Genomic DNA, 13,677 nt, shown 5'->3' on the forward strand with positions numbered 1-13,677 from the left:
CACTCGAGAGCCCCTAAGCGACCCCTTCGCCGATCACGCCGTTGGCGGCACGGTCACCGTGTCTGTGACCACCGTGCACAGTATCCACTCGTACGGGGGCTGTTGTCCTTGTCCGATGCAGCCGGCCGGCGGGGTAGGCCAAGCGTATCCCGAAGGAGCCTTTAGGCCATAGAGATTGCTCGCCCAGTAATTGCCGGCACAAGTAACGCCGCCGCAAGCGTAGAAGTCCATTGACACCGGAGAAACAAGGCAATCGACGCAGTTTACGGTCGGGGCCTCGCCGAGCATGGTCGTATTCTTCCAGAGTTGTGCCGTGTCTACGATCGCGCCCATGCTCTGATTAGGCCCCGTGGCCGTACACACAACCTGCGCCTGATAGTCAAGGTTGACTGCGCTCAGCGTGCCATTTGTGTACTGGGCAAAGCCATTGAAGCTGACCGGATAGCGGCAACCGCCGCCAGGCGGTGCTGCAAACGGCGTGACGTGCTGACTTGTTTTTAGGTTTCTCAACTGCAACATTCCGAATGTCTTAAGCGAACTTTCGGTCAGCTTTGATGTGATTGCATGGCGCTTGACCTGCGGAGCGGTGTCGGCAGCTGATGCTGGAGAGGTCCACGACAGGGCGATGGCAAGCCCCATCGTAAAGGTGATCAATACTGTTTTTCGCATGGTATGTGTTATCCCCCTTGGTGGTGTGGAAATCCTCTGGCATACGGATCCGCGCGATGCTGAGACTGGCAAGGGTGTGCGGTGCTTGGCGGCAATAGATATCCCTTGTCGGATTTCGATGGCGGCCGATTTCGTCAATCACTCTAGAGAGTAACCATCCATGTATGTCAATGCAATGTCGGATACTGGCCTGCTGACAATGGTCGGCGCGTTGTAGCCGATCAATATCAACCTGAGTTCTCGCGTGGCTGCTGGCCGCGAACGTGGGAGTCCATCGCCACGCCACGGCGGCGGAGGTACCCCCTGGGAGTGGCATTCACGTGATGGTCACGTGGTACCCGCTGCGCCGTCGCCCGCGACCGGTTGACTCCTGACGTGACCCACCTGTCGCCGCACCCGCTGGTCATCGCCCACCGCGGCGCCTCCGGATACCGGCCCGAACACACCCTCGAGGCGTACCGGCTGGCGATCCGGATGGGCGCCGACTACATCGAGCCGGACCTGGTCGCCACCCGCGACGGCGTGCTCGTGGCCCGGCACGAGAACGAGATCTCCGGCACCACCGACGTGGCGCGGCGCCCGGAGTTCGCCGAACGGCACACCACGAAGGCGATCGACGGCGTCGCGGTGACCGGGTGGTTCACCGAGGACTTCACGCTGGCCGAGCTGCGCACGCTGCGGGCGGTGGAGCGGCTGCCCACCGTACGTCCGCGGAACGCCTCCTTCGACGGAAGCCTGGAGATACCCACCTTCGACGAGGTCGTCGGCCTGGCGCTGGCCGAAGGCCGGCGGCTGGGCCGGCCGATCGGCGTCTATCCCGAGACCAAGCATCCCAGCTACTTCGCCGCGATCGGCCTGTCGCTGGAGGAACCGCTGGTCACCGCGCTGCGCCGCCACGGCCTCGACGGCCCGGACGCGCCGGTGTTCATCCAGTCGTTCGAGACCGCCAACCTGCGCCGGCTGGCCCGGATGACCGACGTACGCCTGATCCAGCTGCTCGACTCCCGGGGCCGCCCGTGGGACCACACCGAGGCCGGTGACGCCCGCGCCTACCGCGACCTGGCCACCCCCGCCGGGCTCGCGGGAATCGCGGAGTACGCGCACGGCATCGGCCCCGCCAAGAACCTGCTCGTGCCGCGCGACGGCACCGGCCGGCTGCTGGCCGCCAGCGTGGTGGTGCGCGACGCCCACGAGGCCGGACTCGCCGTGCACGCGTGGACGTTCCGCGCCGAGAACCGCTTCCTGCCGCTGGACTTCCGCGCGGGCACCGACCCCGACGGCCACGGCGACCTCGCCGCCGAGTGCGACCTGTTCCTGCGGCTGGGCGTGGACGGCGTGTTCGCCGACCATCCGGACGCCGCGGTGGCGGCCCGCGCCGGGCTGCTCAGCGGGGCGAGCTGACCCCTGCCGGGCGGACGCCGCGATCTAGAGTCAGGGCATGACGAGGCTTGCGGTGGTCAGCGGGGGCGGCACGGGCATCGGCCGGGCGACGGCGGGGATGCTGGCGGGAGAAGGGTACGACGTGATCATCGTCGGCCGCCGGCCCGAGGTGCTGGCGGAGGCGGTGACGTGGATCGGGCCCCAGGCGAGTGCGGTCACCGCCGACCTGACCGATCCCGCGCAGCTCGGCGCGGTCAGCGCGGCGGTCGGGGATCGTGCGGTGGACGTGCTGGTCAACAACGCGGGCGGGTTCACGCCGTCGGACGACACCACCCTGCCCGGGGTGGCGGCGCAGTGGCGGGCCGCGTTTGACGCCAACGTCATCAGCGCGGTGCTGCTGACCGAGGCGCTGCTGCCCCGGATTCGCCGCCCCGGCGGGCGGGTCGTGCTGATCAGCTCCCAGGCCGCGCAGCGCGGCGGCGCGGGACCGTACGCCGCCGCGAAGGCCGCCCTGCACGGCTGGATGTTCGAGCTGGCCACCCAGCTCGGCCCGGACGGTGTCACGGCCAACGTGATCGCCCCCGGCTACGTGGCGGACACCGAGTTCTTCGCCGACCGGATGACCGCGGAGGGCCATGCCAGCCGGGTCGCGGCGACGCTGGTCAAGCATCCGGGCGAGTCGGGCGACATCGCCGAGGCGGTGCGCTGGCTGGCCGGTCCCGGCGGCGGGTACGTCACCGGGCAGATCATCAACGTCAACGGCGGTTCCGTCCTGGGCCGCTGAGCCGCCGGGATGTCGGCCCGGGCTGGTAGACATGCCGGGTGGCTGAGTTGACACCGGTGAGCACCGCTGAGCGTACGGCCGTGCGCGAGTGCGCCGAGGAGGTGCTGCGCCGCCTCGCGGGCGAGCGGGCGGTGCTGCGCGAGGACCAGTGGCGCGCGATCGAGGCGCTGGTCGTCGACCGGCGCCGGGTGCTGTGCGTGCAGCGGACGGGCTGGGGCAAGTCGGCGGTCTACTTCGTCGCGACGGCACTGCTCCGTGACGGCGTCGCCGCGGAGGCGGGTGAGCCGGCCGCCGGCCCGACCGTCATCGTGTCGCCGCTGCTGGCCCTCATGCGCAACCAGGTGGAGGCGGCGGCCCGGGCCGGCATCCGCGCCCGCACGATCAACTCGGCGAACCTCGACGAGTGGGGCGAGATCACCGCGGAGATCCGGGCCGGTGCGGTCGACGTGCTGCTGATCAGCCCGGAGCGGCTCAACAATCCGGACTTCCGCGACACCGTGCTGCCCGGCCTGGCGGCCACCACCGGCCTGCTGGTGGTGGACGAGGCGCACTGCGTCTCCGACTGGGGCCACGACTTCCGCCCCGACTACCGGCGGCTGCGGACGTTCCTGGCGGGCCTGCCGCCGCGTACGCCGGTGCTGGCCACCACGGCCACCGCGAACGCCCGGGTCGCCGCGGACGTGGCCGACCAGCTCGGCGACGCCCTGGTGCTGCGCGGGCCGCTGGAGCGCGACTCGCTGCGCCTGGCGGTGCTGCGCCTGGGTGACCCGGCGCACCGGCTGGCCTGGCTGGCGGACCACCTCGACCGGCTGCCCGGCTCCGGCATCGTCTACACCCTGACGGTGGCGGCCGCGACGGAGACGGCGGAGTTCCTGCGTACGCGGGGCTTCGCGGTGGCGTCGTACACCGGGCAGGTCGAGGACGCCGAGCGCCGCGCCGCCGAGCAGGACCTGCTGGACAACAAGATCAAGGCGCTGGTGGCCACGTCGGCGCTCGGCATGGGTTTCGACAAGCCGGATCTCGGGTTCGTCGTGCACCTGGGCGCGCCGCCCTCGCCGATCGCGTACTACCAGCAGGTCGGGCGGGCGGGCCGCGCGGTCACGCACGCCGAGGTGGTGCTGCTGCCCGGGCCCGAGGACGCGGCGATCTGGCGGTACTTCGCGTCCCTCGCCTTCCCGCCGGAGCAGCAGGTGCGGGCCGTCCTGTCGGCGCTGTCACCGGACCGGCCGCTGTCCACGCCCGCGCTGGAGCCCATCGTGGACCTGCGCCGGGCCCGGCTCGAACTCATGCTCAAGGTGCTCGACGTGGACGGTGCGGTGCGCCGTACCCGAGGTGGCTGGCTCGCCACCGGCGAGCCCTGGACCTACGACACCGAGCGGCTGCGGCGGGTCGCGCAGGCGCGCACCGCCGAACAGCAAACCATGATCGAGTACGCGGACACGTCCGCCTGCCGCATGGAGTTCCTCCGCCGCTGCCTCGACGATCCCGAGGCCGTGCCGTGCGGGCGGTGCGACAACTGCGCCGGTCCGGAGTTCGACGCTCAGGTGTCCGAGCAGTCCCTGGCCGCCGCACACACCTTCCTGGGGCGTCCCGGCGTCGAGATCGCGCCGAAGAAGCTGTGGCCCACCGGTCTCGAGGCGGTCGGGGTGCCGCTCAAGGGCCGCATCGCCCCCGGCGAGCAGTTGGCTCCCGGCCGGGCCGTCGGCCGCCTCTCCGACCTCGGCTGGGGCGACCGCCTGCGCACCCTGCTCGGCCCCGACGCGGCGGACGGGCCGGTGCCCGACGAGGTCGCCGCCGCCGTGATCGAGGTGCTCAAGAGCTGGGCGCACGGCGACGACCGGTGGCAGCGGCGGCCCGCCGCCGTGGTGGCCGTGGGTTCGGCGCGGCACCCGCAGCTCGTGCACAGCCTCGCGGCGCACGTCGCCACGGTCGGCCGTCTCCCGCTGCTCGGCACGCTGACCCGCACCCATCCCGGTCCGCCGGGGCCGCGCGGCAACAGCGCCCAGCGGGTCCGCGCGCTGCACGACGCGTTCACCGTGCCGGACGAGGTTGCAGTGGCGCTGTCCGGTCTGGACGGTCCCGTGCTGCTGGCCGACGACCTCGTCGACTCCGGCTGGACGATGGTGCTGGCGGGCCGGGCGCTGCGCCGTGCCGGTGCGGCCGGTGTCCTGCCGCTGGCGCTCGCGGTGGCGGGCTGACCGCGTGGCAGGGGCTCAGCGTGGTCGGCCGTAGCCGTGGATCGGCATCGAGTCGATCGACGAAACGCGCACGTGCTCGCCGTACTCCGGCGCGTGGATCATCCGGCCGCCGCCGATGTAGATGCCGACGTGGCTGATCCGGCCGTAGAAGAACACCAGGTCGCCGGGGTGCAGCTGGTCTCGCCGCAGCGAGGCGACCACGCCGTACTGGCGGCCGGAGTTGTGTGGCAGGTGCACGCCCGCGGTGCGCCACGCCGCCGAGGTGAGCCCGGAGCAGTCGTACCCGTTCGGGCCCGAACTACCCCACCGGTACGGCTTGCCGAGCTGCGCGTACGCGAACGCCACCACCCGCCCGGCGGGCCCCGCCACGTACGGCGGCGCGGGCGGCCGCTCCGTCTCGGCGTACCGGGAGCCGCCGTTGTACGCGACCTGCCGCAGCTTTTGCAGCGTGGCGATCTCGCCCTCGATGGTGGCCCGCCGGGCGGCCAGCCGGATCTGTTCCTGCCGCTGCCGGTCGGCCAGCAGGGCCAGGGTGCGGCGCGCGTCCGACATCCGTGCCCGGGCCGCCCGCAGGTCGGCGAGCGCCCGCTGCTGCTGGTCGGCCAGCAACTCCAGGACGAGCAGCCGGTCCACGAACTGGTGCGGGGTGCCCGAGGTCAGCAGCGCCAGCGTCGGCCCGCTGCGGGTCTGCTGGTACGTCTGTGCCGCCATCCCGCCGATCAGCCGCTGCCGCAGCCGCAGGTCGCGCTGCAGCGGGGTCAGCCGCAGGGCCAGCGCGCGCGAGCGGGTCCTGGTGTCGGCGAGGGCCTCCCGCGAGTCGTTGTACTGCTCCACGACCAGCTCCAGTCGCTGGGCGGCGACCGCGATGCGGCGGTCCAGGTCGGCCCGGCTCGGCCGGTCGGCGGCGGCGGCGCGGGTGGGAGCGGCGCTGGTGACGGCGAGGACGGCGGCGAGCACGGCGAGGCCCACGCGGATGATCGGGGGGTTGGGCACACCGGGATAACGGGGCAGCCCGCCGTTGGTCACCGGTCCAGCGGCCGGCTCATACGGGTAGGGGGTATGCTGGCGGGCATGTCCGACGACATCGCGCCCGCCGAGGAGCCTGCCCACCCCGGCCCGCACGGGTATTCCGGCGACAAGGCGGCCCTGCTCGGCCGGCTGCGCCGCATCGAGGGGCAGGTTCGCGGCCTGCAACGGATGGTCGACGAGGACACGTACTGCATCGATGTGCTCACCCAGATCTCGGCCGCCACCCGCGCCCTGCAGGCGGTCGCGGTGGGCCTGCTGGAGGACCACCTGGCCCACTGCGTCGTCGACGCGGCCCGGGCGGGGGACCCCGGCGCCAAGGTCAAGGAGGCCTCCGCGGCCATCGCCCGTCTCGTCCGCTCCTGACCCGGCAGCGCGGTCGGCCCGCCGCGGACCGAAGGTCTGCCGGGCCGCGACCGAAGATTCAGATGGTGCCCCGGCGCGGCACTACGTGAAAGGAATCGCCATGTCCGTCACCACCACCTACACCGTGACCGGAATGACCTGCGGCCACTGCGTCCAGGCCGTGACCGGGGAGCTGCGCTCGCTGCCGGGTGTCGAGGACGTCCAGGTCGACCTCGGCACCGGCAACGTCACGGTGACCAGCGCCCAGCCGCTCACGCCGGACACGGTGCGCGCGGCCGTGGACGAGGCCGGGTACGAGCTCGCCGATGCCTGACGTGCTGGCCGAAGCGCCGCCGCCCGCCACCCAGGCCGAGACCCCACGCGACCGGGACAACTTCCGGCTGGCCGCGTTCGGGGCGCTGCTCGTGGTGGTCCTGTTCGCCGGGTACGGCATCGGCCGCCTGGCCGGACCGTCGGGCAGCGGCTCCGGCACGGCGAACGGCCCCGCCACGTCCGCCCCGGCCGCCCAGCACCCGGCGGGCATGCCCGGCACCGAAAACGCCCCGCACACCCACACCGCCGCCGCCCCGAACGCCAATCCGGGCGAGGCGGTCGGCGGGCTCGCGATCACCGCGTCCGGGCTCACTCTTACGCCGGACCTGACCACGTTCCCGGCGGGCCGATCCAAGCCGTTCCGCTTCCGGATCACCGCGTCCGGCGGCGCGCCGGTCACCACCTACGCCGTGGTGCACGACAAGCCGCTGCACCTCGTGGTCGTGCGCCGCGACCTCGCCGTCTACCAGCACCTGCACCCCACCATGGCGCCGGACGGCACCTGGACGGTGGACCTCGACCTGGCCGAGCCCGGCAGTTACCGGGCCATCGCCGACTTCACCGCCATCGTCGGCGGCAGCCAGGTGCCCGCCACGCTCGGCGTGGACGTCACGGTCCCCGGGAACTACCGCCCGGCCGCGCTGCCCCCGCCCGCCCAGACGGCGACCACGGACCGCTTCACCGTCTCGTACGAGGGGACCCCGCAGCCCGGAGTTGCCGAGCCCCTGCTCGTCTCCGTGACCACGTTCGAGGGCGGCCCGGCCGCGCTGGAGCCCTACCTCGGCGCGTACGGCCACCTGGTCGTGGTCCGCGAGGGCGACGTCGGGTACGTGCACGTCCACCCGGAGCCGAGGCTGGTCGACGGCAAGGTGAAGCTCTGGCTGGCCGCGCCAGGCCCCGGCCGGTACCGGATGTTCTTCGACTTCCAGGTCGCCGGCCGCGTGCACACCGCCGCGTGGAGCGTGACCGTCGGCTGAACGGGGGCCGGGCGGCTCAGGCTGAGCCGAGCAGCCGCTGCAGGGCGGGCGTCACGCCCCACTGGCCGGTCAGCGCCGCGTACTCGGCGCGCTGTGCCCCGGTCGGCTCGGCGCCGGTGTGCCGGGCCCGCAGCAGCACATTGCGGGGGGTGTGCGCCGAGTCGACGAACTCGACCACGTCGACCCGGTAGCCGCGCAGCCGCAACTGGGCCGCCCGCAGCGCGTCGGTGAGCACGTCCGCGTACCGTTCCCGCAGGATCGCGTGGCGGGTCAGCTCCCCGTACGGCGCGGGCGCCGGGGCGGACTTGAGCTGCGCCGCGATGTCGTGGTGGCAGCACGGGGCGGCCAGCACCCAGCGGGCCTGCCAGCCGACCGCGCGGGCCAGCGCCTCGTCCGTGGCGGTGTCGCAGGCGTGCAGGGCCAGCACCAGGTCCGGCACGGGGGCCACCTCGGCACCCGCGATGGTGCCCGCCACGAACGTCACGTCGTCGCCACAGCCGAGCTCAGCCGCGACCGCGGTGTTGCGTACCCGCTGGTCCTCGCGCACGTCCACGCCCACGACCTGGACCTTCACGCCCCGATCCAGCAGATACCGGTACGCCGCGAAGGTCAGGTAGGCGTTGCCGCAGCCCAGATCCGCGACCCGCAGCGGGGAGGGCAGGGCCGCCGGATCGTCCGGCAGGGTCGCGGCCAGCGCGCGCAGGAAGGCGTCCACCTGGCGGCGCTTGGCCGCCGTCCCACCCACCACCGCGAACAGCGGGTCCCCCGGGTCGAGCAGCCACTGCTTCGCCCGGTCGTGACCCTGCGCGACCGGCGCCGCCGCGGAGGCGGCCCGGTGCACCTGGGCGTCGCCCTTCTTGGTGACCCGGACCTGCACGGTGGTGCGGTCCGTCTCGATGTGCCAGTTCCCGAACGGCTCGGCCAGCAGCGCGTCGACGGCCGCCGCCGCCTCGGCGCTACCCGGCGCCACGTTCCTCGTGTACGGGCGGGCGCCGTCGTCGGTCACGATCTGCAGCCGGGTGCCCGCCTTCAGGGCGACGGGTCGCAGCTCGGCGCGGGTCACCGACGGGGTCTGTCCGCGCCGACGCCCGGCGGCCACCGCCCGGGTCAGCGCCGGATCCAGCAGCAGCTCGCGCAGCTCGGCGAGTACGGCGTCCAGGGGTTGCGGCATGACCCCATTCTGCCCGGTGCAGGCTGCATAACTTCAGTTATGATAGGCCGAGTTATGCCACGGAGGTCCGATGGGTGAGCTGGCCAGGCCGCCGGAGATGTTCGACCGGGAACGCGAATGGCGCGACCTTGGCGCCTTCGTCACCGACCCGTCCCCCGGTGCGACCCTCGGGGTGGTGTCCGGCCGCCGCCGCCAGGGCAAGACGTTCCTGCTGCGGGCGCTGTGCCGGGCGACCGGTGGATTCTATTTCGCCGCCGACGAGGCGACCGACCGCGAGTCACTGAACCGGCTCGGCGCCGTGCTCGCCGAGCACCTGAGCGCGCCCGCACCCTTCGCCTTCGACAGCTGGCACCCGGCGATCGACGCGCTCCTGCGCCTCGGGCGGGAGCGGCGCCTGCCGGTGGTCATCGACGAGTTCCCGTACCTGGCCCGGGCGAACCCGCAACTGCCGTCGGTCATCCAGAACGCTCTCGCGCCGTTGCGGGCGGAGCGCGACGACAGCCGTACGAGCCTGCTGCTCTGCGGCTCGGCCATGTCCTTCATGGGTCGCCTGCTCAGCGGCAACGCGCCGCTGCGCGGACGGGCCGGCCTCGAACTCGTCGTACCGACCCTCGATCATCAGCTGGCCGCGGAGTTCTGGGGGGTCGACGACCCCGTGACGGCGCTCAAGGTCAACGCGATCGTGGGCGGCACCCCGGCGTATCGTCGCGAGTTCGCCAGGGACGACACCCCCGCCGATGCCGACGACTTCGATCCGTGGGTGCTGCGTACCGTGCTCTCCCCGGCGAGCCCGCTGTTCCGCGAGGCGCGATACCTGCTGGCGGACGAGCCCGACCTGCACGACATCGGCCTCTACCACTCGGTCCTCGCGGCCATCGCCGCCGGGAACGCCCACCGCGGTGGCATCGCCTCGTATCTGGGGCGCAGATCCGGCGACCTCGCGCACCCGCTCACCGTGCTGGAGGACTGTGGACTGGTCACCCGCGAGCCGGACGCCTTCAAGGACAACCGCACGAGCTTCCGGATCGCCGAGCCGTTGGTCGCCTTCTACCACGCCATCATGCGACCCATCTGGTCCGACCTGGAACACACGCGCGACGCCGGTCGCCTCTGGCAACGCAGCCGCAAGCGCTTCGTCAGCAACGTCCTCGGGCCCCACTTCGAGCGGATCTGCCGGCACTGGACGCGGCATCTCGCGCCGGCCGATCTCTTCGGCGACCACCCCAACCGGGTCGCCAGCGGCACCGTCAGCGACCCGGGACACAGGACCTCGCACGAGGTCGACGTGGTCGTCTTCGGGCTCGACGGCGACAACCGCAGGCCGCTACTCGCCATCGGTGAGGTCAAATGGGGTGACGCCATGGGCGTGAGCCATCTCGAACGGCTCCGCCGTATTCGTGGCCTGCTCACCGCTCAGGGCCGGCTCGGCGCCGAGCAGGCCAGACTCGCCTGCTACTCAGCGGCGGGGTTCAGCGACGAGCTCATCCAGATGGCGGAGCGCGACCACAGCGTCGTCCTGGTCGGGATCGACGACCTCTACCGACGCGACTGAGCGGCCGGGCCGTCTCTGCGACGGCCCGGCCGGTAGGTCAGTCCTCCGAGCCGCCCGATTCGGCCGCCCCGGTGCTCGCGCCGCCGCTTCCGCGCCCGCCCCGGCGGCGGCGCCGCCGTGGCCGGCCCGCGGACTCGCCGTCGGCCGCGTCGCCGTCGGGCACCGCACCGGCTTCGCCGGCGCCCTCGGAGAATTCGGGTACGGTCGTCGCCCGGTTCCCGCCGCGCCGCCGCCGGCCGCCCTGCTCGTCGCCCGTCTCGCCCGCGGGGGCCGCCTCGGCCGCGCCCGGCTCCGTACCGGTGTCGGAGTCGACGCGGCGCCGGCGGCGCTGGCGCTGCGGCCGCTCTCCGGTCTCCTCGGTCGCGGCAGGGGCCTCGTCGCGGCCGCCACGGGAACGCCCGCCGCGGCCCCGGCCCGGCCCGCGCCCGCCCTCGCGACCGCGCCGGCGGCCGCCGCTGAGGTCCTCTTCGACCTCGGCGGACAGGCCCGCGCGGCTGCGCTGCGCGGTGGGCAGGGTGCCCGTGACGTCGGTCGGGATGTCCAGGTCGGCGTAGAGTGCCGGGCTGGTGTGGTACGTCTCCGGCGGCTCCGGCATGTTGAGCCCCATCGACTTGTCGATGAGCACCCAACGCGGCATGTCCTCCCAGTCCACGAACGTCACCGCCACGCCGGTGGCGCCCGCCCGGCCGGTGCGGCCGATGCGGTGGGTGTACGTGTCCGGGTCCTCGGGACAGTCGTAGTTGATGACGTGGGTGACCCCGGAGACGTCCAGGCCGCGCGCGGCGACGTCCGTGGCCACCAGGACGTCGATCTTCCCCGTACGGAACGCGCGCAACGCCCGCTCCCGGGCGCCCTGGCCGAGGTCACCGTGGACGGCCGCGACCGCGAAGCCACGGAAGTCCAGGTCCTCGGAGACCCGGTCGGCGGCCCGCTTGGTTCGGGTGAAGATCATCGTGAGGCCACGTTCCTTGGCCTGCAGGATGCGCGCCACCATCTCCAGCTTGTTCAGCGGGTGGGTGCGGTAGACGACCTGCTTGGTCAGCGGCGACGGCCCACTGTCCTGGGTGTGCCCGGCGTGAATGGTGACGGGGTGGTGCAGGAAGCGGCGGGCCAGCGCGACGATCGGGTCCGGCATGGTGGCCGAGAACAGCATCGTCTGACGCTGGTCCGGCAGCATGGCGAGGATCTTCTCGACGTCCTCCAGGAAGCCCAGGTCGAGCATACGGTCGGCCTCGTCGAGGACCAGGCCGCGGATGCCGTCGAGCTTGAGCTGCTTCTGCTTGGCCAGGTCCAGCAGCCGGCCAGGGGTGCCGACGAGGATCTCGACGCCCTTCTTCAGCTGCTCGACCTGCGGCTCGTACGCGACCCCGCCGTAGATCGGCAGCACCCGCACGCCGCGGGTCTTGCCGGCGGCGGCGAGGTCGCGGGCCACCTGCAGGCCCAGCTCCCGGGTGGGGACGACGATCAGGGCCTGCGGCCGCCCGTCGGCGCCCTCGGAGGGGGCGCTGACGCGTTCCAGCAGGGGCAGGCCGAAGCCGAGGGTCTTGCCGGTGCCCGTGGGGGCCTGGCCGATCAGGTCGGTGCCGCGCAGGGCGATCGGCAGGGCGTACTCCTGGATCGCGAAGGCCCGGGTGATACCGGCCGCGGCCAGAGCCTCGACCGTTTCCGTGCGGACGCCGAGTTCGGCGAAGGTGGGGCTGTCGGGGCGGACGGGGGCTCGGTTCAAGACCGGTACGAGCGCGGGTTCCTGTTCGATGCTTTCGGTGTCTTCGATTTCGGTCATGGAGTTCTGCGGGTGCCTCTCGTGGTGCGCCCGTCGAAGTCCAGGGCGCGGTATGGGTGGTGCGCGGGCCACACGCGAAGTCGTTCGCGGGCCGCACGCGCACGGCGGGGGCGCTGCGCCGAACCGAATGGGTACGGCGCACGCCCGGGTCGCCAATCGACTGGACCGACCAATCACCTGGATCGACCATATGGCCCTTATCAGCCACATGGCCCAAATTGACCACGTTGCCTGTACCGCTCGATGGCCGGGATCAGCCAGTGGGCCTGGTTCAACAGTCGGCTGGAACTAATCGATGCCGACGGCGACCGGCCAAGTCTACCTGACCGAGTGAAAGCGCACCTCAGAGCATGGGTTCGCGGGGCCCAACAGCGCGACGGCAGGAAATCCGCGGATCTCCTGCCGTCGGTCGTGGGTCAGCGGGTGGTGAAGCCGAACGGCCGGTTGGACGTCTCGGCGATCTCGACGTAGGCCAGCTTGCCCACCGGCACGATCACCCGGCGACCCTTCTCGTCGGTCAGGGTCAGCACGCTGTCCTTCGACATCGCCTCGGTCACCGCCTGCTCGACCTCGGCCGGCGTCTGCGCGCTCTCCAGCACCAGCTCGCGCGCGGCGTACTGGACGCCGATCTTGACCTCCACGGGGTCCTCCCTCGCATAAAATCCACCGGCCTGCCGATGTCTACCGGTCTGAAGGCTAGCCGATTTCGCGCGGCATTCCTCCCGTTGGCTCACCCTGCAACGGGAAGCTGGCAATACCGCGCCAGATGAGCGCCGCGACCAGTGCCTCCGCCCGCTCCTTACCCGTACGCCGGCCGTTGGCCAGCCAGAACTGCGCCGACTGGCCCGCCGCGCCGACCAGACCCGAGGCCAGCAGCTCGGCCTCGTCCGTACTCAGACCCGTGTCCGAGATGATGGTGTCGGTCACCGCGGCGATGCAGCCCTGCTCGACCCGCTCCACCCGCTCCCGGACCTGCGGGTCGTTGCGCAGATCCGACTCGAAGACCAGCCGGAACGCCTCACTCTCGTGGTCCATGAAGTCGAAGTACGCCCGGACCGCGCCCCGGACCCGCTCCTTGTTGTCCGGAGTGGCCAGCATCGCGCCGCGCACCTTGGCGATTATCGCGTCGCAGTGCACGTCCAGCAGCGCCAGGTACAGCTCCAGTTTGCCGGGAAAGTGCTGGTACAGCACCGGCTTGGAGACGCCGGCCCGCTCGGCGATGTCGTCCATCGCCGCGGCGTGGTAACCGTGCGCGACGAAAATCTGCTGCGCGGCGGCCAGCAGTTGCTTACGGCGCGCGGAGCGCGGCAGGCGCGCGGGACGCCCCGCCGTCTGTGCTCCGCCGGACGCAGCGGTCATGATTCTCCAACCTCCGAGGTGTGGGTCCCCCGCGGTTCGGCGCGGATCGCCCGGCCTGGCGTGTGGCGCGGCCGGAAGGGCAATTGTCGCGACGCTGCAA

The 13,677-nt window shown here is 72.3% G+C and carries 13 protein-coding genes; 7 read left to right on the plus strand and 6 right to left on the minus strand.

The window, feature by feature from the left end; translation table 11 throughout:
* Positions 1-33: 33 nt before the first annotated feature.
* Positions 34-669, minus strand: coding sequence for a hypothetical protein (locus EV385_RS18280; RefSeq protein WP_130510561.1), 636 nt, complete (start codon positions 667-669; stop codon positions 34-36).
* A 375-nt stretch (positions 670-1,044) separates the two neighbouring features.
* Between EV385_RS18280 and EV385_RS18285 the strand changes: the two genes are divergently transcribed.
* From EV385_RS18285 to EV385_RS18295, 3 genes are read left to right on the plus strand one after another with little or no spacing between them, the layout of a single operon-like run.
* Positions 1,045-2,070, plus strand: coding sequence for a glycerophosphodiester phosphodiesterase (locus EV385_RS18285; protein WP_242624949.1), 1,026 nt, complete (start codon positions 1,045-1,047; stop codon positions 2,068-2,070).
* 37 nt (positions 2,071-2,107) lie between these two features.
* A complete protein-coding gene (locus EV385_RS18290; RefSeq protein ID WP_130510563.1) occupies positions 2,108-2,833 on the plus strand; it encodes an SDR family NAD(P)-dependent oxidoreductase in 726 nt (241 codons plus the stop codon).
* A 56-nt stretch (positions 2,834-2,889) separates the two neighbouring features.
* On the plus strand, positions 2,890-5,031 hold the full coding sequence (locus EV385_RS18295; protein WP_130510564.1) for a RecQ family ATP-dependent DNA helicase: 2,142 nt from the start codon (positions 2,890-2,892) through the stop codon (positions 5,029-5,031).
* A 15-nt stretch (positions 5,032-5,046) separates the two neighbouring features.
* On the opposite strand, the gene EV385_RS18300 is transcribed toward EV385_RS18295, so the two are convergent.
* Complete coding sequence (locus EV385_RS18300; protein WP_130510565.1) at positions 5,047-6,024, minus strand: C40 family peptidase; 978 nt, start codon at positions 6,022-6,024, stop codon at positions 5,047-5,049.
* 78 nt (positions 6,025-6,102) lie between these two features.
* On the opposite strand from EV385_RS18300, the gene EV385_RS18305 reads away from it, so the two are divergent.
* The 3 genes from EV385_RS18305 to EV385_RS18315 all read left to right on the plus strand — a co-directional run bounded on the left by EV385_RS18305 (position 6,103) and on the right by EV385_RS18315 (position 7,712).
* Complete coding sequence (locus tag EV385_RS18305; RefSeq protein WP_242624950.1) at positions 6,103-6,423, plus strand: metal-sensitive transcriptional regulator; 321 nt, start codon at positions 6,103-6,105, stop codon at positions 6,421-6,423.
* Positions 6,424-6,523: 100 nt separating this feature from the next.
* Positions 6,524-6,736: a heavy-metal-associated domain-containing protein gene (locus EV385_RS18310; RefSeq protein ID WP_130510567.1), complete on the plus strand. Its 213-nt coding sequence runs from the start codon at positions 6,524-6,526 to the stop codon at positions 6,734-6,736.
* On the plus strand, positions 6,729-7,712 hold the full coding sequence (locus EV385_RS18315) for a hypothetical protein (protein ID WP_242624951.1): 984 nt from the start codon (positions 6,729-6,731) through the stop codon (positions 7,710-7,712). The genes EV385_RS18310 and EV385_RS18315 overlap by 8 nt, the downstream gene beginning before the upstream one ends.
* 16 nt (positions 7,713-7,728) lie before the next feature.
* Here EV385_RS18315 and EV385_RS18320 read toward each other — a convergent pair whose 3' ends face one another.
* Complete coding sequence (locus EV385_RS18320; protein WP_130510568.1) at positions 7,729-8,883, minus strand: class I SAM-dependent methyltransferase; 1,155 nt, start codon at positions 8,881-8,883, stop codon at positions 7,729-7,731.
* Between the two features lie 70 nt (positions 8,884-8,953).
* On the opposite strand from EV385_RS18320, the gene EV385_RS18325 reads away from it, so the two are divergent.
* Positions 8,954-10,435 carry an ATP-binding protein gene (locus tag EV385_RS18325; RefSeq protein WP_242624952.1) on the plus strand — a complete coding sequence of 494 codons (1,482 nt, stop codon included), beginning with the start codon at positions 8,954-8,956 and terminating at the stop codon, positions 10,433-10,435.
* Between the two features lie 37 nt (positions 10,436-10,472).
* Here EV385_RS18325 and EV385_RS18330 read toward each other — a convergent pair whose 3' ends face one another.
* The 3 genes from EV385_RS18330 to EV385_RS18340 form a co-directional block, all read right to left on the minus strand.
* Positions 10,473-12,218 carry a DEAD/DEAH box helicase gene (locus tag EV385_RS18330; RefSeq protein ID WP_130510569.1) on the minus strand — a complete coding sequence of 582 codons (1,746 nt, stop codon included), beginning with the start codon at positions 12,216-12,218 and terminating at the stop codon, positions 10,473-10,475.
* Between the two features lie 416 nt (positions 12,219-12,634).
* Positions 12,635-12,859 carry a DUF3107 domain-containing protein gene (locus EV385_RS18335; protein WP_130510570.1) on the minus strand — a complete coding sequence of 75 codons (225 nt, stop codon included), beginning with the start codon at positions 12,857-12,859 and terminating at the stop codon, positions 12,635-12,637.
* 55 nt (positions 12,860-12,914) lie between these two features.
* A complete protein-coding gene (locus tag EV385_RS18340; RefSeq protein WP_130510571.1) occupies positions 12,915-13,577 on the minus strand; it encodes a TetR/AcrR family transcriptional regulator in 663 nt (220 codons plus the stop codon).
* Between the last annotated feature and the right edge of the window lie 100 nt (positions 13,578-13,677).

Origin of the sequence: Krasilnikovia cinnamomea, assembly GCF_004217545.1 — a bacterium.
Taxonomy (GTDB): Bacteria; Actinomycetota; Actinomycetes; order Mycobacteriales; family Micromonosporaceae; genus Actinoplanes; species Actinoplanes cinnamomeus.

Bases quoted from the DNA above. Each gene is read 5' to 3' on its own strand.
- EV385_RS18315 (WP_242624951.1), top strand. From the start codon at position 6,729: ATGCCTGACGTGCTGGCCGAAGCGCCGCCGCCCGCCACCCAGGCCGAG.
- EV385_RS18310 (WP_130510567.1), top strand. From the start codon at position 6,524: ATGTCCGTCACCACCACCTACACCGTGACCGGAATGACCTGCGGCCAC.
- EV385_RS18290 (WP_130510563.1), top strand. From the start codon at position 2,108: ATGACGAGGCTTGCGGTGGTCAGCGGGGGCGGCACGGGCATCGGCCGG.
- EV385_RS18280 (WP_130510561.1), bottom strand. From the start codon at position 669: ATGCGAAAAACAGTATTGATCACCTTTACGATGGGGCTTGCCATCGCC.
- EV385_RS18340 (WP_130510571.1), bottom strand. From the start codon at position 13,577: ATGACCGCTGCGTCCGGCGGAGCACAGACGGCGGGGCGTCCCGCGCGC.
- EV385_RS18325 (WP_242624952.1), top strand. From the start codon at position 8,954: ATGGGTGAGCTGGCCAGGCCGCCGGAGATGTTCGACCGGGAACGCGAA.
- EV385_RS18330 (WP_130510569.1), bottom strand. From the start codon at position 12,218: ATGACCGAAATCGAAGACACCGAAAGCATCGAACAGGAACCCGCGCTC.
- EV385_RS18305 (WP_242624950.1), top strand. From the start codon at position 6,103: ATGTCCGACGACATCGCGCCCGCCGAGGAGCCTGCCCACCCCGGCCCG.
- EV385_RS18320 (WP_130510568.1), bottom strand. From the start codon at position 8,883: ATGCCGCAACCCCTGGACGCCGTACTCGCCGAGCTGCGCGAGCTGCTG.